Raw genomic sequence first — 18,034 nt, forward strand, 5'->3', positions numbered from 1 at the left:
CGGGTGCTGGAGCGACTGCGAGGACCGGGAACGGGCCGCGGCCCGGTGAGCTCAGTCCTCGACGTTGATCCTGTACAGAGCGTAGTCCGTGAACGCGGCGGTGAGCGGTTCCGTTCCGGCGGAGGGGCGCATGACGGCACCGACCCGGCGCCGGTCCTCGTCGTCGAGGTCGCCGTCGTCCGGAAGCGGGTTCTCGTCCGTGGCGGAGAGCACGAGGCTGTCGTTGACCCACATGTTCAGGTCCATGTACGGGTCCTCGTCCTCCTCGTTCACGTATTCGCAGGAGAGCTTGAGGTTGTTGGTGACCAGGTCGGCCACCTGCACGTCGTAGGGCAGGCCCGTCACGGAGGAGCGCTCGTCGTAGAGGTCGTAGGTCTCGAAGCCCCCCACGTCCGTGGTTTCGGCGAGCGCGTTGTCGCCGCTCTCCTCGGTCACCCTGCGGATCTGCGCCTCCTCCCCGTCGAAGCGCAGCAGCGCCTCGTACTGGGTGCGCTCCTCGTCGCCGTCCTGGTCCCAGCACCGAACACCGATCTGGCCCTCGCCGGGCCCTTCCATGGCGGCGACGTTGGTTTCGATAAGGACGTGCTCGGGGGTCTCACGCTCGAACGGGACGACCTCGCCTCGGGAAGGGTTGGAGTCGGGGTCGAGTTGGAGCACCATCGCGTTCTGCTCCTCCCAGTAACCGTCCGAGTGCTCGGGGTCGCTCTGGTCGAAGGAACGATTGCTGATCCAGTCGGGATCGGTGGCGAAGTCGGTGGCGTAGATGCTGGTGATGTCCTCGGGAGGGGCCTCCGAACCGGAGAACAGAGCCGTGGCGCCCACACCGATCAGCAGCACCACCGCGGCCGCGGCGCCGCCGATGAGCACCAGTTTGCGCCGCCCACGAGCGGATCCGTCGGCCCCGTTGGCAGCGGCCTGAGCGGTCGGGGGCTGGCCGGGGCCGCCCGAGCCGCCCTGTGCTCCGAAGACCGCCTGGCCATGGGACGGCGACTGCCCGTGTGGGGGGTGTCCCATCTGCTGGGACTGCGGAAAGGGCGGTTGACCGCCGCTCGGACCGTACGGGCCCTGGGGGTAGTGGCCGTGCGGTCCCTGCGGACCAGGGCCGCCCTGCCCCATGCCCTGCTGGGGCGGCAGGTGCGGGTTGTGGAACTGGCCCTGTTGGCCTGGCTGGCCCTGCTGGGGAGCGTTTCCCGGGGGGTATGGCTGGCCCTGCTGAGGAGGCGGCATCTGCGGGTCGTGCGGTACCGGCGGCTGCGCCTGGGTGTACGCCTGGGTGGACTGAACGCCGGCCTGGGTGGGCTGGCCACTGGTATCGGTGGGCTGACCGGCAGGTCGGGTGGAACCACCGGCGGGTGCCTGTCCCTGCCCCGCCTGGGTGTCCTCGGGCGGCAGGCCGGGCACGGGGGCGCTGCTCGGCGGCGCCCACGAGGTACTGATCGTGCGCCGCACCTCGGACTCCTCCGGCTCCGACTGGCCGGTCAGCCGGGCCAGGATCTGCTGCGAGGTGGGCCGGTTCCCGGGCTCCTTGTCGAGGGCGGAGCTCACCAGGTCCAACAGGCTCGGGTCGAGCCCGTCCAGTTTCGGCGGTGCCGAGGAGATGTTGTGCAGGACAGCGGGCACCGTGGCGGCGTCGAAGGGCGCCTTGCCGGTCCCGGCGAAGGCGACCAGGCAGCCCCAGGCGAAGATGTCCGCGGCCGCGGTGGCCTGCTCGCCCAGGATCAGCTCGGGTGCCATGTAGGAGGGAGTGCCCATGAGCTGGCTGGACCGGGTGACCGCGCCACCGGTGTCGTCCAGGGCCCGGGCGATCCCGAAGTCGATCACCTTGGGGCCGACAGGGGAGAGGAGGACGTTGGCCGGCTTGAGGTCGCGGTGGACGATGCCCGAACCGTGGATGGCGGTGAGCGCGGCCGCCACCCCCATCGCCAGGCCCTCGAGGGTGCCGCCGTGCATCGGTGTTCCGCCGCGGACCGCCTCGTCGAGGTTGGGGCCGGGCACGTACTCGGAGGCGATGAAGAGGGGCTCGCCCTCCAAACGGGCGTCGATGACCCCGGCGGTGGAGAAGCGTGCGACGCGTCGGGCGGAGTCCACCTCTCGGGCGAAGCGCAGCCGGAAGGATTCGTCGTCCGCCAGGTCCGGGTGGATGAGTTTGATGGCGACGGAGCGCTCGGCGGCGTCCTTGGCGAGGTACACGGTGCCCATGCCACCGCGTCCGAGGCGGCTGACGATGCGGTAACCGTCGAGTTCGCGCGGGTCCCCCGCGCGCAGGGGTTTGCCGCTTTCGTGCCCGTTGGACGTCACAGTTGGGGGTCCCTTGTATGGATCGTGAGTTTCGCGCCTATCAGCGTACCGATGCCGATACGCGGACAGGTTCTGGCGGTCCTCGGCCCGACAGGGGTGGGCCGCGGCTGAGCGGGGGGCCGAGGCCGGGGTGCTCTGTGGTGCCGGTGGTGACAGAGCTGGTGCTGAGAGCCGGTGCTCTTTGAGGTGATGCCGGAAACGGGGAAACAGTTCCCTAGAAGCCCCACCTTCGCTACTATTCGAATATGTGTTCGAACGCCTGGCCGTACTTCCCCACGGGCGGGCCACCCGGCTGCGTGCCTTCGCGCGCGGTCCGACGCCGAGGCAAACAGGAGCGGGTCGATGTTGAGGGGAACAGTCGTGGGGCGGTACTACGGGGCGGAGGTCACGGTCGTCGAGGACAACGGGCGGCCCACCCGTTTCACTTGGGACGGAAGGGTCTACGGGGTGCGCAGGATCCTCGACTACTGGGTCACTCTGCGCCGCGACTGGACACCCGGTGTGGGATCGCAGGTTCCCGAGCGCAGGCATTGGCGGGTGGAGGCAGGGTCCGCCTACTCGCAGGGCGTGTACGAACTGTGCCACGACACGAACGCAGAGGAGTGGCTGCTCTCCCGGGTCTGGGGTTGAGCGGCCCGCGCCTCCCGTTGGTCTTCTTGGTCCCCGCTGGCTTCGGGCCGGAGATCGACGAGGTCAGCGGCCGACCAGGTCGGAGGGGATGAGGCCGTACACTGCCAAATCGGCGCGGCCCTTGTGGAGCGGCATCGCGTTGCGCTCCACACCCTCGCGGACGAACCCGGCGGACTCGGCCACCCGGCGCGAAGCGGTGTTCCCGCTGGCCGCCTTGAGTTCCACGCGCTGGAATCCCTGGTCGATGGCCCAATGGGAGACGGCCACGACCGCCTCGGCGGCGTAGCCCTGGCCACGGCCCCAGGGTGAGATCCAGTAGCCGGTCTCCGTGACCATGGACGGCCACTGCGTGCGCAGCAGGGCCACCGATCCGACGAAGCGGTCGGTCTCCGCTTCCACTACGGCCCAGTGCTGGCCGTCGCCGCCGGTCCGGACGGACGGTGCGACGTGCAGGCAGAACTGCTCGGCGTTCTCGCGGGTGTAGGCCTCACCGGGGGCGGGGATCGGGATCCAGCGCTGCAGCTCGGGGTCCGCGCACGAGGCGTACACGTCGTCGATGTCGCGCTCGAGAATCGAGCGCAGACGGAGGCGGTCGGTCTCGAGGATGACCGCGGGCATGATCGGGGCGCTCTGAACGGTGGCCATGTTAGGAGTCCCCTCTGTGCTTCGACGTGCCGACGCCTCACCGGCGTGGTTCACCATACGCGCCTGCGTTCCGGGTGGAACAACGGGCTTCCCGCCCGCCTGGGCCAGGCCCAGTCTTCGGTGGGCGTCCCAGGCGGGCGGCACACACGGGTGCTGGACGGGCGTTCCAGGGGTCGTGTCAAAGCGCGCGTCAGTGCCAGCCGTCGATCACGCGCTGGCGGATCGCCGTGTCGAACACCTCGGCGAAGGCGCCCCCCGGGCACTCCGTGGAGAGCCAGTCACGGTGCCGGGCCACCGCCTCCTGCGGGGTCACGTCCCCGGTGTCCGGGTTCACGTACTCGATCTGTTCGGCCGGGTCCACCCCCGTCACCGCGCACAGCAACCGAAGGGTGCTCACAAGAGCGTCCTGCGCGGCCTGGGTGGGGAGTTCGGTGGTGAAGTCACCGAGGAGGCACACACGGATGTTGCCGTGGTTGAAGCCCAAGGCGTGCCCGGCCGTCACCGACTCCGCCCGGACCGGCAGAGGCGGCCCGGAGAAGACCGGCACCCCGCCGCCCGAATGCCGACCCTCGTAGACCACGCCTTCGGGGTCGATAAGCAGCTGATACCCGATGTCGCCCCATTCCTGCTCGGCCGCATGGAGGTGGTATACGGCGCGGACGTCGGCGGCGTAGTCGCCGGTGGTCGCCATCGCCGTGTGGTGCACGGTCAGGGCCTGCGTCCGGTGGAACTCCGCGGGCCACAGCTCGGTGCCGTCCTCGTCGAAGCGCAGTGACTCGTCGGCGCCCCAGCCCGCGCGTGTGCGCACGGGCAGCACCGCGTCGCCGGAGGGCGTGCGGACTTCGTCGGTGTCGGCGGACAACGGCACCTCCTCTACTCCGCTGACGCTCACTTCTTCACCGTCGAACAGGTTCACAGCGGTGAGGTCGGCGCCGTCCGCGCCGCTCACCTCGTAGCCGGTCGCGCCCTTCGGCGCCCGCACCATGGCGGTTGCGGACCGGGGGTGGTGTTCGGGGCCGCCGGTGTGGAAGTGCAGGTCCCGCCATTCTCCCAGCGCGCCGTCGGAGGTCTCGAAACGCACGGAGGCCCCCTCGGAGACCGCTTCCGGTGCCTGGGAGACACCGACCAGGTCGAAACGGAGACCGGGACGGACGACCGAGCCGCTGGCGGTCGCCCGCTCACTGAGCACCCTGGGGGCGGCGCGGGCCCCCGATCCTTGGGCGGCGGCGGGGCGCTGGTCGAAGAGGGCGGGGGTGAACGCGCTCAGACCCGCCGCGGCGGTGGCGCTGGCCAGAAAGGTACGACGTCGCATGGACCATCCGTTCCAGTGGGTTCGGGGGTTCCTCACCGGGGCAGGGGGTCGGATCTGGTGCCTTCGCGGTGTGATGCACCACACGCCGGTTTGGATCGCGGCAATGTCGTGGTGTGCCCAAGTCCTGTGGTCGCTGTCCACCCCGGTTTTGGCTGCGACCGAGGCGTACTGCGCACCGAGAGCCTTGGCGGAGGCCGACGCCCGGGCCAGGGCAACGGCCGGTCACCGAGAAAAGCTCGCTGCGGCGGTGAGCGGGCTCGGCCTGTCCGCTGTCCTCGCCGCGAAGGCCTCGTTCCTGCTGGTCAGAGCGCCCAACGCGGAAGAACTCAGGCCAAGGCTGGGGGCGCGCGGCATCGCGGTTCGCCGTGGCGAGACCTCTTCGGGGCTGGGACGGGAGTGGTTCCGTGTGGCCGTACGGGAACCGGGTACCCAGCGCGCGTTCACGCGAACTCTGGCACAGTTGATGATGACTTGAGGCCCCCGGCGTTCCAACCGGGGCAGGCTGCCCCGGGCCGGGGACCCGTGTGAGCGGCTTGGACGCCGCGGACTACGCTGGTCCGGACCCGTATCGGACCAGGCGAAAACGGGCAGCTCACAGACTTTTTCTTCGGGGAGCGACCATGACCGATGACGACCGCGAGGACGCGCGTCCGGAAGAGGGCACCAAGCGGCGCGGTAGCCGCCCCACACCCGGACTGGGTGGTCTGCTGGGCGGCCTCCTGGACGGGCTGCCGGAGAGCGGCAAGGGAACCAAGGCACAGGAGCCGAAACCCTCCGCCGTGCCGAACAACCCCTTCCGGCGCACCGCTCAGGAGCCGGAGGCGCCGCAGGAGCCGACCCCGGAGCCCGAGCCTGCACCGGCTCCTGAACCCGCATGGCACGCGGCTCCCGCGCAGCCCCAGGCCCCGCAGCCCCCAGCGCACCCCGGCCCCGCGCAGTCACCGCCCCAGCCCCAGGTCCAGGCTCAGCCCCCGACGGCACCACCATCGCCCCCCGCGCACGGGACCCGGCCTAACGTCATTCCCTTCCGCGGAGGCAACCGGAACTCGGACGGGCCACCACCCGGCCCCCAGACCGGTCCGCAGCCGTCTATGCCGCAGGCTGGCCCGCCCCAGACCGGTCCGCAGCCGTCTATGCCGCAGGCTGGCCCGCCCCAGACCGGTCCGCAGCCGTCTATGCCGCAGGCTGGTCCGCCGCAGACCGGCCCGCAGCCCGCACCCCCTTACCCCGAGCCCCCGACAGGACAAGCCCACCCCGCGTCGACAACACCCCCGCCTCCCGCGCACACCACGATCCCCGGCCACACGGACGCCAGTCCTATGGCCACCGACCCAGAGCAGAGCGACACCGTGCACGCACACCAGGCAGCGGCGCCCCTTCCGGAGCCGGAGCACACCGGTCCGCCTCAAGGGACCGGACCCCAGGCAACCCAGGAAGCACCGACCCACCCCGCTCAGGCCCCGAGCCAGCCCCAGGTAGTGAACCAGCCGTCCCAGCCGAGTCAGCCCACCGCGGCCAGCGACGACGCCTGGCAGCTCGACGTCCACGCCTTCGAGGAGACCGAGCGCGCGGCCGTCTACCGCGCCATCCGTGAACGCCGCGACGTCCGCGCGGGTTTCCGTCCGGAGCCGGTCCCCGTTGACGTGCTCACCCGAGTCCTTGACGCCGCTCACCAAGCGCCCAGTGTCGGGCACACCCAGCCCTGGGACTTCCTGGTCATCGACGACCCCGAGCGGCGTGCCCTGGTACGTGACCTCGCCGAGAACGAGCGGGACTCGCAGGCACACGCCCGACCCGGTCCCCGCGCCCAGGCGTTCTCCGGGCTCAAGGTCGAAGCGGTTCTGGAGAGCCCGCTCAACATCGCCGTCACCGTCGACCCGACCCGAGGGGCGCAGACCGCCGGTCGGCACTCCAAGCCCGCCTCCTATTCCGCCGCGCTGGCGGTCGAGAATCTCTGGTTGGCCGCGCGCGCGGAGGGGCTCGGGGTCGGCTGGGTCGCGTTCGCCGACGAACGCGACGTGGCCCGTGTGCTCGAGCTTCCCTCCCACCTCGAGGTCGTCGCCTACCTGTGCGTCGGCTACGTCGAGGAGTTCCCCACCGAACCCGAACTCAGCCTCGGTGGCTGGGCGAAGGGACGCCCCCTGTCCTGGGCGGTGCACCGCGACCGCTACGGTCGCCGAGGTCTGCCCGGCCAGGAGCCCACCACCCTGCTGGAGGAGACCATCACCGCCATCGGAGCGCTCAACGCCCGTGCCGTGGAGGAAGCCAGGGAGCGGCAGGACCGGATGACCAAGCCCCAGGGGTCCCTCGGAATCCTGGAAGAGGTGTCGGTCCAGCTCGCCGGGCTGGCGGGAGAGTGCCCGCCTCCGATCCCCGAGCCCGCGGCCGTCGCGGTCTTCGCCGGAGACCACGGGGTGTACGCCCAGGGGGTGACCGCCTGGCCGCAGGAGGTCACCGCGCAGATGGTGCAGAACTTCCTCGACGGCGGGGCCGTGGTCAACGCCTTCGCCGAGCAGGTCGACGCCGATGTCACCGTGGTGGACGTCGGCGTGGTCGGCGACCTCCCGAACGCGGCCGGACTCCTGCCCCGCAAGGTGTCCCGGGGGACGACCGACTTCACCCAGGGCCCGGCCATGACCCGGGACCAGGCCCTCCAGGCGATCGAGGGCGGCATCGAGGTCGCCCGCGACCTGGTGTCGGCGGGCAATCGCTGCCTGGTCACCGGCGACATGGGTATCGGCAACACCACCCCGGCCGCGGCGCTGTTCTGCGCCTTCACCGGGGCCGACCCGTCGGTCGCCACCGGCCGCGGGACCGGGCTGGACGACGCGACCTACGGACACAAGGTCGAGGTGGTCCGTCGGGCGCTGCAGGCCAACCCGGTCGACCCCGAGGACCCGATCGGAACCCTCGCGGCGCTTGGCGGCTTCGAACACGCGGCGCTCACCGGGTTCATCCTGGGCGGTGCCGCACTCCGGGTTCCGGTGCTGTTGGACGGGGTGGCCGCCGGTGCGGCCGCGCTCGCCGCCGCCGCGATCTCCCCGGAGTCCCTGAGCTCCTGCTTCGCAGGCCACCGTTCTGCCGAGCCCGGACACGGTATCGCCCTGGAGCACTTGGGCCTGAGCCCGCTGGTGGACCTGGAGATGCGTTTGGGCGAGGGCTCGGGTGCGCTGCTGGCGCTGCCCCTCCTCCAGGCGTCGGCCAGGGCGCTGCGCAACGTCGCGACCTTCGATACGGCGGGCGTTTCGTCGGCGCAATGACGTGGCCCGGCCCGGTGGGGCCTGCTCTTCACCCCTCCCCCGAGGGGACCGGAGGAGGGGCCGCACCGGGCCGTTCAACGGAGACGAACACGGCAACGAACACGGCAACGAACACGGCGACAAACGCTGTGCGTTGGCTTCGATGCGTTCCGTGTCACTCTGTCCCTTGTGCGTTGATTTACCTCTGCGTAACACCGCTCTGACAAGGTACTTTGGAGAAATCGCCGAACATCGCCGGCGGCGCGTTGAGAGCAAGCCTTCGCACGGCCAGCTCTCGTACGCGCACCCCGCCGTCGAAGCCGGGGGCCGGTGCGGACGACCGGACCGGAGGGGTGCGACCCGTGACCTATCTTCTTGGCTTGCGCATGCGGGACCGTGACGTCCTGGTGGTCGGTGGTGGGAGGGTCGCCCAGCGGCGGGTTCCCGTCCTGCTCGAGGCCGGTGCCCGCGTCACACTGATCTCCCCGGAGGTCTCCGCGGCACTGGAGGACCTCGCTGACGCCGGGCGCCTGACCTGGCTGCGCCGCCCTTGGGAACCCGGCGACGTGGTCGGCCCCGACGCGGCGCCCTACTGGCTCGTGCACGCCGCCACCGACGTCGCCCAGGTCAACGCGGCGGTCGCCGAGGAGTCCGAGAACTCCCGGATCTGGTGCGTCCGCGCCGACGACCGGCACGCCTCCTCCGCCTGGACCCCGGCCAGCGGTTCCGCCAACGGGATCACCGTCGGCATCGTCGCCTCCGGGGACCCGCGCCGTTCCGCCGGGCTGCGGGACGCCGTCATCGACGGACTCGCCGACGGCACCTTGGATGCGCGGCGCGGTCGTGAACGCCTGCGCGGTGTGGCCCTCGTCGGGGGTGGTCCCGGTGAGCCCGGGCTCATCACCGTGCGGGGGCAGCAGCTCCTCTCTCAGGCTGACGTCGTGGTGGTGGACCGTCTCGCCCCGACGTCACTGCTCGACCGGCTGCCCGCGGACGTCGAGATCGTGGACGCCTCGAAGATCCCCTATGGGCGCTCCATGACACAGGACGACATCAATTCCGTCCTCGTCGAGCGTGCCCAGGAGGGTAAGTTCGTGGTCCGCCTCAAGGGCGGGGACTCGTTCCTCTTCGGAAGGGGCGGTGAGGAGGCGGCCGCCTGCGCCGCCGCCGGTGTTCCCGTCATGGCGGTGCCCGGTGTGACCAGTGCGCTCGCCGCACCGGCCAGTGCCGGGATCCCCGCCACCCACCGCGGGGTGGCTCAGGACGTGCACGTCGTCTCAGCCCATGTCGTCCCAGGTGACAGCCGGTCCACGGTCGACTGGGCCGGGCTGGCCCGGGCCGGCGGTACCGTCGTCGTCCTTATGGGCGTGGAGCGGATCGAGGCGATCGCCGACGCCTTGGTGGAGCACGGCCGCGGTTCCGACACCCCTGTTGCGGTGGTCCAAGACGCCACACTGCCGGGCCAACGGGCCGTGACGGGTACGCTTGCGGACATTGCTGCCTCGGTCCGATCGGCCCAAGTGCGGCCTCCCGCAGTGGTGATCATCGGAGAAGTGGTCAAAACAGCGCGGGATCTTGACATACTGCACACGGGAGCCCAGCTCGAGACCGATCGACTGGCGACCGGGCGCGATCTTCAATGAGACCTTCGGCGGCGGCGCACGCCAGTCACGTCGACGGGGGAACATCAGTACCGATGAGGAGGGCATACCGATCATGACCCGGCCGTCGGCCGCACCGCACACCTCGGGTTCCGATGCCTCGGACCGGTTCGGAACCGGACCGGACGCCGCCTCCGACCAGCCCGCCGCCGCGGGCTCAGAAACCGCGCCCACGGCCGGTGTACCCGACGGCGAACGCCGCGGACCCACCGTCCCCGTGTCCGCGGGACCGGCCAAACACCGCGCCCCCGTCAACGAGGACGATCGCTTCGAGCAGGTGCTGGAGTCCCTGCGCAAGCAGATCCGCGACCTCGAGTTCGCCGAGGGCTTGGCCGGCGCCGACGAGGGCAAGGAGCTCCAGACGGATGTTCTGGCCCAGCTCTCCGACTACGTCCTTCCCCGAGTGCGCCGCCCCGACATCCCCCTGCTCATCGCCGTCGCCGGTTCCACCGGCGCGGGGAAGTCCACCCTAGTGAACAGCCTGGTGGGTGAGCAGGTCACCACCACCGGCGTGCGCCGTCCCACCACCAACAGCCCGGTGCTCGCCTGTAACCCGGCCGACGTGGACTGGTTCAGCGAGGCGTCCTTCATCCCCACCCTGCCCCGCGTCCGCCAGCAGGGGCTGGCGATGCCCGGCAAGGACGGCATGCTCGTGCTCGCGGCCACCGAGGCCATGCCTCCGGGTGTGGCCCTGCTCGACACCCCAGACGTCGACTCCGCCGTGGCAGCGCACCACGAGTTCGCCGCCAAGTTCCTCGACGCCGCCGACCTGTGGATGTTCGTCACCACCAGCGGCCGCTACGCGGACGCGCGGGTGTGGGAGTTCCTCCAGGTGGCCAGGGACCGCGACACCTCCCTGGCCGTGGTGCTCTCCCGCGTCCCCCGCAAGGGCCGCCGGCAGCTGCTGGACCACTTCGGCGCCATGCTGGAGGCCAACGGGCTGGCCAACGCCGCCCGGTTCGCGATCCCCGAGACCGACCAGATCCAGGGCGAGCGCTTCACCTCCAACGTCGCCGACCACATCCGGGAATACCTCGCGGACGTGGCCGGTGAGGCCGGGCAGCGGGACCGGGTCTCACGCCGCACCTTCATCGGGGTCATCGAGAGCTTTCGCACCCGTGTGCCTGAGCTCGCTCGCCAGGTCGAGGGGCAGATCGAGACCGGGCGCTCCCTCAGCGCGGTCGTCGACGACGAGTACGCGGGCGCAGCTGCCCGTATCGACGGCGCCCTGAGAGACGGCACTCTGCTGCGCGGCTCCCTGCTCGCGCGCTGGCAGGAGGTCGCGGCCAGCGGCGAGCTCGCCAAGAGCCTGCGACTGCGCCGCAAGCGCGGCCGCAAGGGCCGCGCCGACCAGGCCGAACGCGGGCAGCGGGTCAGTGCATTGGAAGGGGCCGTGCGTGACGCGCTGGAGGCAGTGGTGGTCTCCGCCAACGAGCGTGCCTCGGACCAGATCGAGCAGCGTTGGCAGGACGTCTCCGGCGGTGCGGAACTGGCCTCCAAAGCCCTCAACCAGCCCGGCACCGGGCTGCTCGCCAAGCAGGTCCGCCAGGAGATCACCGAGTGGCAGCGGGAGATCGCGGAGATGACCGCGGCCACCGGTGCCACCAAGCGTTCCGTGGCCCGTTTCGTCACCTTCGACCACGACATCGTCGCCCTGGTCATGATCATCGACCTGCTCGGCTACGAGCGGTCCCAGTCCGGGGGCGGGGTCCACGCGGCCGAAGCCTCCGGTCCTTCCCCGCAGAGGCTGCTCAAGGGGCTGTTCGGCGCCCAGTCTTTGCGAAGCATCGGCGGGACGGCGCGGGAGAACCTGCGTCAGCGGGTCCTCGGGCTGCTCAAGCACGAGCGGGCGCCCTTCGACCACGCGCTGTCGACGGCGGGGATCCCGTCCGAAGACAGTGCTGTCCAGCTCTATCAGGCCACGTACAACCTTGAGATTGCACGATGACGACTCAGTGGAACCCTGCCCACGCGGGGGACACCGGACCGGGCGAGACCGGACCGGGGGACACCCGTGCTTCGGCGGAGGGTGGGGAGCGCGAGAGCGGGCCCGCCACGTCCGGGCCTTGGAACGACGAACCCGCGGCGGGGCCTTGGAACGACGAATCCGCCGGGCCCCGAGACACCTCGGGCCGCGACGCCTCGACCCGTGACGCCTCCCCCTATCAAAGCAGCCCTTGGCGCGGCTACACCATGCCTGTGCCCGAACACCCCGAGCACGCTGAGGAGCGGGAGCGCGCCGCTGAGGACCCGCCTGCCTACGACGGGATCACCGGGTATCCGGACCCGTCCGGAGCGGGCTCGGCACAGGGCGTCGACCCCCGCGGCCCTGAGGGGCGCGAGGGTGGCTCAGCGCAGCCGGACGCTGGCTCTGGGTCTCCGCAGTCGGATTGGGCCCAGCAACGGCGCTCTGGGCGGCACGCGCGCCCCTCCGCGCCCGCGCGGGAAGAGCGGCACGGTTCAGTAGGGGAGCGGAAAGGTCCGGACAGTGGGGACCACGACGACCCGGACGGTCTCGCGGGCTGGGTCGACAGTCTCACCTCAGCCGCCGACGACACCCGGATCGCAGGGCGCAATACCGGTACCTTCCCGGTGATCTCCCCGGACACCGAGCGCCCCGGGGAACTGCCCTCGGACCAGCATTCCGACGGTTCAGCCGACCTTTCCGGAGAACGGGGCAGGCCGCAGCGCCGCCCTCGGGGAGCCCTGGGTGGCCACCAGGCGCGCACCACCACCGAGGGGGTGCCCGGTGCCGAACCTGATGAGCCCGTGGAGGACACCTGGACCGAGCGCGCCTGGTTGGAGAGAGCCCGGGTCGAGCGTGAGCGGGCCCAGCGTGAGCGGAGCGGTGGTACCGCAGCTCAGGAGGCGATCGCCGGGGCGGCGCATGCCAGGACCGACCGGACCGAGCCCCGTGCGCCCGAGGATGACGAACAGCAGGAGCACCACGAGCCCGGGACAGCACACTCCGAGCCCGACTCCGGTCCCGCAGAACACAGCGGACACGGTGCGCCCGGTGGGCCCACCGGGCACGGAGACTCCGGCGCCGCACAGCTCGCCGGGGACCCGCACGCGGCCCAGGCAGCCGAGGCGGAGCAGCGCGAAGGCGCTCCCGAACCGCTGCCCCGCCGCATTCCCGGACCGTCCGCGGTCTCCGGGGCCTTCCGGGCGATCGGCGGCGACACCGCCGCTCCCGGTCCGGAAGGGCGTACCCGGGACGAGGGCCCGGGGGAGAACAGCCCCGGGCCGGAGGGGGCCGCCGAGGAGGGCCCCTCCGGGCAGGGGACACATGCGGTGGAGGCAGAGGAGGAGTACCGCCCCACCACCCACGATCACTGGCAGCCCACCAGCACCACCAGCCGCGCCGAACTCATCGAGCGACTGGACGCCCTGAGTACGCTTACCGAACTCGGTCAGGACGACCTTCCCGCGGAGGTCCTCGGCCGGGCCGGGCAGCTCCTTGACCACGCCGGAGCGCGCCTGCGCCTGTCCGGCGAACACACCGTCGTGGCCCTGGCGGGCGGTACCGGAAGTGGTAAGTCCTCCCTGTTCAACGCCTTGTGCGGGCTCGAACTCTCGCAGACCGGTGTCACCCGGCCCACGACCTCCAAAGCACACGCCTGTGTGTGGGGGCACGAGGGGGCCGACGCCCTTCTCAGCTGGTTGGGCGTGCCCACCCGGTACCGCCACTCCCGGACCAGCGTCCTGGACTCGGGCGCTTCCGAGCTGACCGGCCTGGTCCTGCTCGACCTGCCCGATCACGACTCCGTCCGCAGCATGCACACGGCAGAGGCCGACCGCCTCATCGGCTCCGTCGACCTGCTCGTGTGGGTCCTGGACCCCCAGAAGTACGCCGACGCCGCCGTACACCACCGCTACCTGGCCAAGATGGCCGGGCACGGAGCGGTCACCGTGGCCGTCCTCAACCAGGTGGACAAGGTGGAGTCGGACGAGCTCGAGGAGCTGCTCACCGACCTGCGCCGTCTTCTGGAGTCGGAGTCGGGTGTGCACCCTCGGGTGATCACCACTTCCACCCTCACCGGCCAGGGCATCAGCGACCTGCGCGAGTTCCTGGGGGAGACGGTCACCGACCGACGGGCCCTCGTGGACCGGCTGGTGGCCGACTTGGACCAGGTTGTCGAACCGTTCGAGGAATTCTACGGCGAGGAGTTCCCCGCGACGGTGTCCGCACAGGTGCGGTCGCGCGTCCAGGAGGGGTTGGCCGGCGCGGCCGGCGTCACCGCGGTCTCGGACGTGGTGGAGACCAACGACGTCCGGCGAGGCAAGCGCCAGGTCGGGTGGCCGGTGGTCCGCCGCGTGGCCAAGCTGCGCAAGGACCCGTTGGCCGCGGTGCAGCTGGACTTCCTGCGCCGGGACGAGCCCGGAGTCGGCGGTCCCGTCGACGCGGGGGAGGCCGAGCTGGAGACGGTTCTGGGCGAGGTGGCCGACGAGGCGTCCGAGGGGATGCCCGGCCCGTGGCGCCGTCGGATGCGCGCCGCAGCCCGTTCCGGTGTCGCCGAACTCCCCGCCGAGCTGGGCGAGGCGGTCTCCGGTGCGGTCGGAGACCCGGACCGCAGCCCTTCGTGGTGGCGACTGGCCCGAACGGTGCAGTACGCGCTGCTGGCCGTGGCCGGAGTGGGACTCGCGTGGGCGCTGCTCGCGCTCGTGAGCTGGATCGGTGGCGGGTTCACCGGCCTGCGGGTGTTCGACGACCCGGTCTTCATCGTCTACTCGGGCGCGGTGGTCCTCGCCGGCCTTGTGGTGGGCTGGTTGATCGGGGTGGGTTGCGGAAACCTTGTGGAGGTCGCCGCGGTCCAGCGCCGTGAGGACGTGGAGCGCGCTGCCCAGGGGCGGGTGCGGGAGATCGCGGGACTGCGCGTCGTGGCGCCGATGGAGAAGGAACTGGAGCGCTATCGGGCCTTCCGGGCCGCCTACGAGGTGGCCAGGGTCCAGCGGTGACCGCGCTGGTGCGTGACAGAACATGAGAAAGGTCGGCCGAGGGTGAATCCCGGCCGACCCGGAGTAACCGGGGACGGGCAGCCTGTTGGGCGCCCGTCCCCGTTTGCGTTAGGGAGGGGGATCTAGTTCCAGTTCAGAACCTTCTTGGCCATGTGATGCTCCTTCGTTCGAGTGCTGGATGCAGGCGTGCTCGAGCGGTCGGTACGACAGACGGACGGACGAACCGGGCCAAGTTTCTGGCCGAACCGCCGACGCCCTATGGCAGGATGCCCTAATTTGTCACAGTTACCAACCCCCCTAGAACAGAGGGTGACAGCTACGGTAGCCTCAACCTGCGCGTCCCATACAATCGGCAATTAAGTTATTACTCAAAGTAATGTAAAGTAAGGAGGGTGTGCTTGCCACCCGCCTACCTGGGAGATTGTGCGTTCCTGCCGGTGACCGAGCGGCACCACGGGGGAACGCGGGGCGAGTCCGGTTCGTCGAATGGAGAACCGTAGGGGGCGATGGGCACATCAGAGTCGGGTGTATGGCACGGATGGCAGACGGTGAAACTGGGAGGGAGGATGGAGCGGTGAGTATCTCGGAGAAGCCGATGGCGGCCGAGGAGAGCCTCCATGGCGGACGACGGTCCTGGCCGTTCTTCCAGCAGTCCCGAGGACTGATCGTCTACCTGCTCCTGCTGGTCTTCTTGGCGCTGTTCCTGTTCGGGGTGGCCGCGGCACAGACGGTTCTCACGCTGTTCGACCTCACTGTCTTCTTCGCTCTCGTGGTGTCCGCCGTGGTGTGCGTGGAGGCGATCCGGCGCATCGGCATGCCATCCGGGCTCAGCCGTGACCTACTGGGGGCCTGGTGGCTCCCCGCGATGCTCCTCCTGCCGCCGGTCTACTCGCTCCTCATACCCATCCCCGTGTTCATCCTGCTCCAGCGCCGCAGCCGACGCATGCTGGTGCACCGCAGGCTGTTCAACGCGGCATCCGTGGGCGTCTCCGGGTTCCTCGCCTCGGTGGTCTGGCACGGATCGCAGGTCGGGTTGCTCGCCGGGATCGGTGGGTCACCGGCCACACACGAGGTCCTGACCACCGTGAACGGTGTGTTCGTCGCGCTGCTGTGCTGCGCGGGGTTCACCCTGCTGAACACGCTCCTCGTGTCCATGGCCGCCAGGCTCAGCGCGGGCGCCAAGACCAACAGCATGTGGGACCGAGAAGCGCTCCTGGTGGACTCCGTCGAATTATGTGTCGGCGTCACCGTCGCCATCCTCGCCCAGCTGTCCCTGTTCCTTCTGGTCATCGCGGTGCCCCCAGTGCTGCTGCTGCAGCGCAGTCTGGTGTACCAGCAGTTGCAGGTCGCGGCGCGAACCGACCCCAAGACGGGGCTGCTCAACGCGCCCACCTGGGAGCAGGAGGCTGCCGACGAGATCGCGAGGGCCCGTTCCTCGCGCGGTCGCGCCGCCGTGCTGATCGTCGACATCGACCACTTCAAGCGGGTCAACGACAGTCACGGGCACCTCTTCGGTGACCAGGTTCTGCTGGGGGTGGCGACCACGATCGCCCAACAGCTGCGCCAGTCCGACCTGCTCGGCCGGTTCGGCGGTGAGGAGTTCGTGGTCCTGCTGCCAGGGGCCGACACCACTGAGGCTTGGCAGGCGGCAGAACGGCTGCGCTCCCAGGTCGGGCGGATGGAGATCGCGGTGGACGACGTCCCGGTGTCGATCACCATCTCGATCGGGGTGGCCGTCGTCGGCTATCACGGCAACGACCTCGTGGAGCTGCTGACCGCGGCCGACCTCGCGCTCTACCGCGCGAAGGAGACCGGGCGCGACCGGGTCTGCCTGCCCGCGGGCCGCCCAGAGGTCACCGGAAAGATTCCGGGGCCCAGGGAAGGTGAGCTCTCCGACCCGACCACCAGTCCCGGTGAGCCCTCCTGAACTGCTGAGACAGTGAGGTGGCGTGAGTTGTCCACAGCTCCGGGCAAGCCCGGTTGCACGTTGACTTCCAGTGACCGAACGTAAGGTTATGCCCTGTGATCAGCATGAACCTTCCTCTGATCCCTCCGACGACCCCCGGCCCGACGCCCTGTCGGGCCGCCATCCCGACCCCCGGACCGAGTCCGGGTCCGCGGCCACACCGGAGGTTCCGGTAGCGCCCGGTTCCCCGACCGTCCCCGCCCCTCGCGCGTCCCCAGACGCCGATATGGTTCCGCTCCGGCTGCGCAACCCCGTCGACTTCCTGGCCGCGCTCCCGTACCTGGTCACACAGCCCCTGACTGACGCGGTGGTGGTGCTCGTCCTCGGGGACGGGAAGGTCCTGGGGGTGCTCTACAACGGGATCGACCACCTGGACCGGGTCCTGACCCCGGCCGGCAGCGGGGTGGCGGCGGTCCGGGCCGCGCTGGCCGCCGACGCCACGGGGGTGCTCGTGGCCGGGTTCGGTCAGCCAGCGCGCGTCACACCACATGTGAGCGCACTCCTGTCCGAGGCCCGGGCGAGAGGGATGCCGGTCCTGGAGGCACTCAGGGTGACTGACGGACGCTACTGGTCCTATATCTGCCGGAACCACGCCTGCTGTCCCGCCGAGGGCAGGCTGTTCGATCCGGGCGTGTCCACGGTCCCAGCCGAGGCGGTCCTGCGGGGCCTGGTTCCGGGGGGCCCAGCCGAGACCGACCGGGTCCGGGGCCTCCTGGAACCCGTGCACGGCACCCTCCGTGCGGCGGTGGCCGAGGCGGTGGCGGCCGAGGAGGCACTGGTCGCACGGGAGGACACCGAGACGGCACTGGTCAACCGGTGGATCCCCGAGGTGCGCGGCGCGCTTCGCCGGGAGGAGACAGAGCGTGTCACCGAGCCCGCGGCCCTCGCCCGGATCGGCGTCCACCTCACCGAGCTCCGGGTCCGCGATGACATGTGGACGCGGATCGTCCCGGAGACCGCCGAGGTGCACGTCCGCCTGTGGTCGCGGGTTACCAGGCACGTGCCCGAACGCCTCCGCCCTGCGCCCGCCGCGCTCCTCGCGGTGGCCGCCTGGCAGTACGACGACCAGCGGTTGGCCAAGGCCGCCCTGGACGCGGCCCTGTCCGTGGACCCGTGGTACTCCATGGCGGTCCTGATGAGCCGTGCGCTGAGTTGGGGACTGCCCGCCGAACGCTGGCGGGGGTTCGTGGCCGAGCGCCGGGAGGCGGAGCCGGACGGGGACGGCGATGAGGCCGGGCCCGACGGGGAGGCCGGGCCTGCTGGGGAAGCTGGAGCCGATGGAGAGGGGTCGCCACCTCAGGGGTAGCTCTGGGGCCGGCCCTGA

At 70.8% G+C, this 18,034-nt stretch carries 11 protein-coding genes; 8 read left to right on the forward strand and 3 right to left on the reverse strand.

Annotated features, from left to right (window positions below; genetic code table 11):
- Positions 1-51: 51 nt before the first annotated feature.
- The gene (locus ACYVDG_RS05870) at positions 52-2,298 is read right to left on the reverse strand and encodes a serine/threonine-protein kinase (RefSeq protein ID WP_460747306.1); all 2,247 of its coding nucleotides are present in this window, start codon (positions 2,296-2,298) and stop codon (positions 52-54) included.
- 342 nt (positions 2,299-2,640) lie between these two features.
- Here ACYVDG_RS05870 and ACYVDG_RS05875 point away from each other — a divergent pair, with 342 nt between their 5' ends.
- Positions 2,641-2,928, forward strand: a complete 288-nt coding sequence (locus ACYVDG_RS05875; protein ID WP_460747307.1) for a DUF6504 family protein — start codon at positions 2,641-2,643, stop codon at positions 2,926-2,928.
- A gap of 63 nt (positions 2,929-2,991) precedes the next feature.
- On the opposite strand, the gene ACYVDG_RS05880 is transcribed toward ACYVDG_RS05875, so the two are convergent.
- Positions 2,992-3,573 (reverse strand): GNAT family N-acetyltransferase, encoded by a 582-nt coding sequence (locus ACYVDG_RS05880; protein WP_460747308.1) that lies wholly within the window; start codon positions 3,571-3,573, stop codon positions 2,992-2,994.
- Between the two features lie 190 nt (positions 3,574-3,763).
- A complete protein-coding gene (locus ACYVDG_RS05885) occupies positions 3,764-4,885 on the reverse strand; it encodes a peptidoglycan recognition protein family protein (RefSeq protein ID WP_460747309.1) in 1,122 nt (373 codons plus the stop codon).
- Between the two features lie 148 nt (positions 4,886-5,033).
- Here ACYVDG_RS05885 and ACYVDG_RS05890 point away from each other — a divergent pair, with 148 nt between their 5' ends.
- From ACYVDG_RS05890 to ACYVDG_RS05920, 7 genes are all read left to right on the forward strand, one after another.
- A complete protein-coding gene (locus ACYVDG_RS05890; RefSeq protein ID WP_460747310.1) occupies positions 5,034-5,360 on the forward strand; it encodes a hypothetical protein in 327 nt (108 codons plus the stop codon).
- Between the two features lie 844 nt (positions 5,361-6,204).
- Complete coding sequence (gene cobT / locus ACYVDG_RS05895) at positions 6,205-8,145, forward strand: nicotinate-nucleotide--dimethylbenzimidazole phosphoribosyltransferase (protein ID WP_460747311.1); 1,941 nt, start codon at positions 6,205-6,207, stop codon at positions 8,143-8,145.
- A gap of 341 nt (positions 8,146-8,486) precedes the next feature.
- Positions 8,487-9,767 (forward strand): uroporphyrinogen-III C-methyltransferase, encoded by a 1,281-nt coding sequence (gene cobA, locus ACYVDG_RS05900; RefSeq protein WP_460747312.1) that lies wholly within the window; start codon positions 8,487-8,489, stop codon positions 9,765-9,767.
- Positions 9,768-9,840: 73 nt separating this feature from the next.
- Positions 9,841-11,733 carry a dynamin family protein gene (locus ACYVDG_RS05905; protein ID WP_460747313.1) on the forward strand — a complete coding sequence of 631 codons (1,893 nt, stop codon included), beginning with the start codon at positions 9,841-9,843 and terminating at the stop codon, positions 11,731-11,733.
- A complete protein-coding gene (locus ACYVDG_RS05910) occupies positions 11,730-14,744 on the forward strand; it encodes a GTPase (RefSeq protein WP_460747314.1) in 3,015 nt (1,004 codons plus the stop codon). The genes ACYVDG_RS05905 and ACYVDG_RS05910 overlap by 4 nt, the downstream gene beginning before the upstream one ends.
- Before the next feature lie 574 nt (positions 14,745-15,318).
- Positions 15,319-16,671: a sensor domain-containing diguanylate cyclase gene (locus tag ACYVDG_RS05915; RefSeq protein WP_460747315.1), complete on the forward strand. Its 1,353-nt coding sequence runs from the start codon at positions 15,319-15,321 to the stop codon at positions 16,669-16,671.
- Between the two features lie 265 nt (positions 16,672-16,936).
- Positions 16,937-18,016 (forward strand): DUF4192 domain-containing protein, encoded by a 1,080-nt coding sequence (locus ACYVDG_RS05920; protein ID WP_460747316.1) that lies wholly within the window; start codon positions 16,937-16,939, stop codon positions 18,014-18,016.
- Positions 18,017-18,034: the final 18 nt, after the last annotated feature.

This window comes from Nocardiopsis oceani, from assembly GCF_054777395.1.

Excerpts from the sequence above, each read along its gene's own strand:
- ACYVDG_RS05880 (WP_460747308.1), bottom strand. The coding sequence starts at position 3,573 with ATGGCCACCGTTCAGAGCGCCCCGATCATGCCCGCGGTCATCCTCGAG.
- ACYVDG_RS05885 (WP_460747309.1), bottom strand. The coding sequence starts at position 4,885 with ATGCGACGTCGTACCTTTCTGGCCAGCGCCACCGCCGCGGCGGGTCTG.
- ACYVDG_RS05875 (WP_460747307.1), top strand. The coding sequence starts at position 2,641 with ATGTTGAGGGGAACAGTCGTGGGGCGGTACTACGGGGCGGAGGTCACG.
- ACYVDG_RS05905 (WP_460747313.1), top strand. The coding sequence starts at position 9,841 with ATGACCCGGCCGTCGGCCGCACCGCACACCTCGGGTTCCGATGCCTCG.
- cobT (WP_460747311.1), top strand. The coding sequence starts at position 6,205 with ATGGCCACCGACCCAGAGCAGAGCGACACCGTGCACGCACACCAGGCA.
- ACYVDG_RS05910 (WP_460747314.1), top strand. The coding sequence starts at position 11,730 with ATGACGACTCAGTGGAACCCTGCCCACGCGGGGGACACCGGACCGGGC.
- ACYVDG_RS05920 (WP_460747316.1), top strand. The coding sequence starts at position 16,937 with ATGGTTCCGCTCCGGCTGCGCAACCCCGTCGACTTCCTGGCCGCGCTC.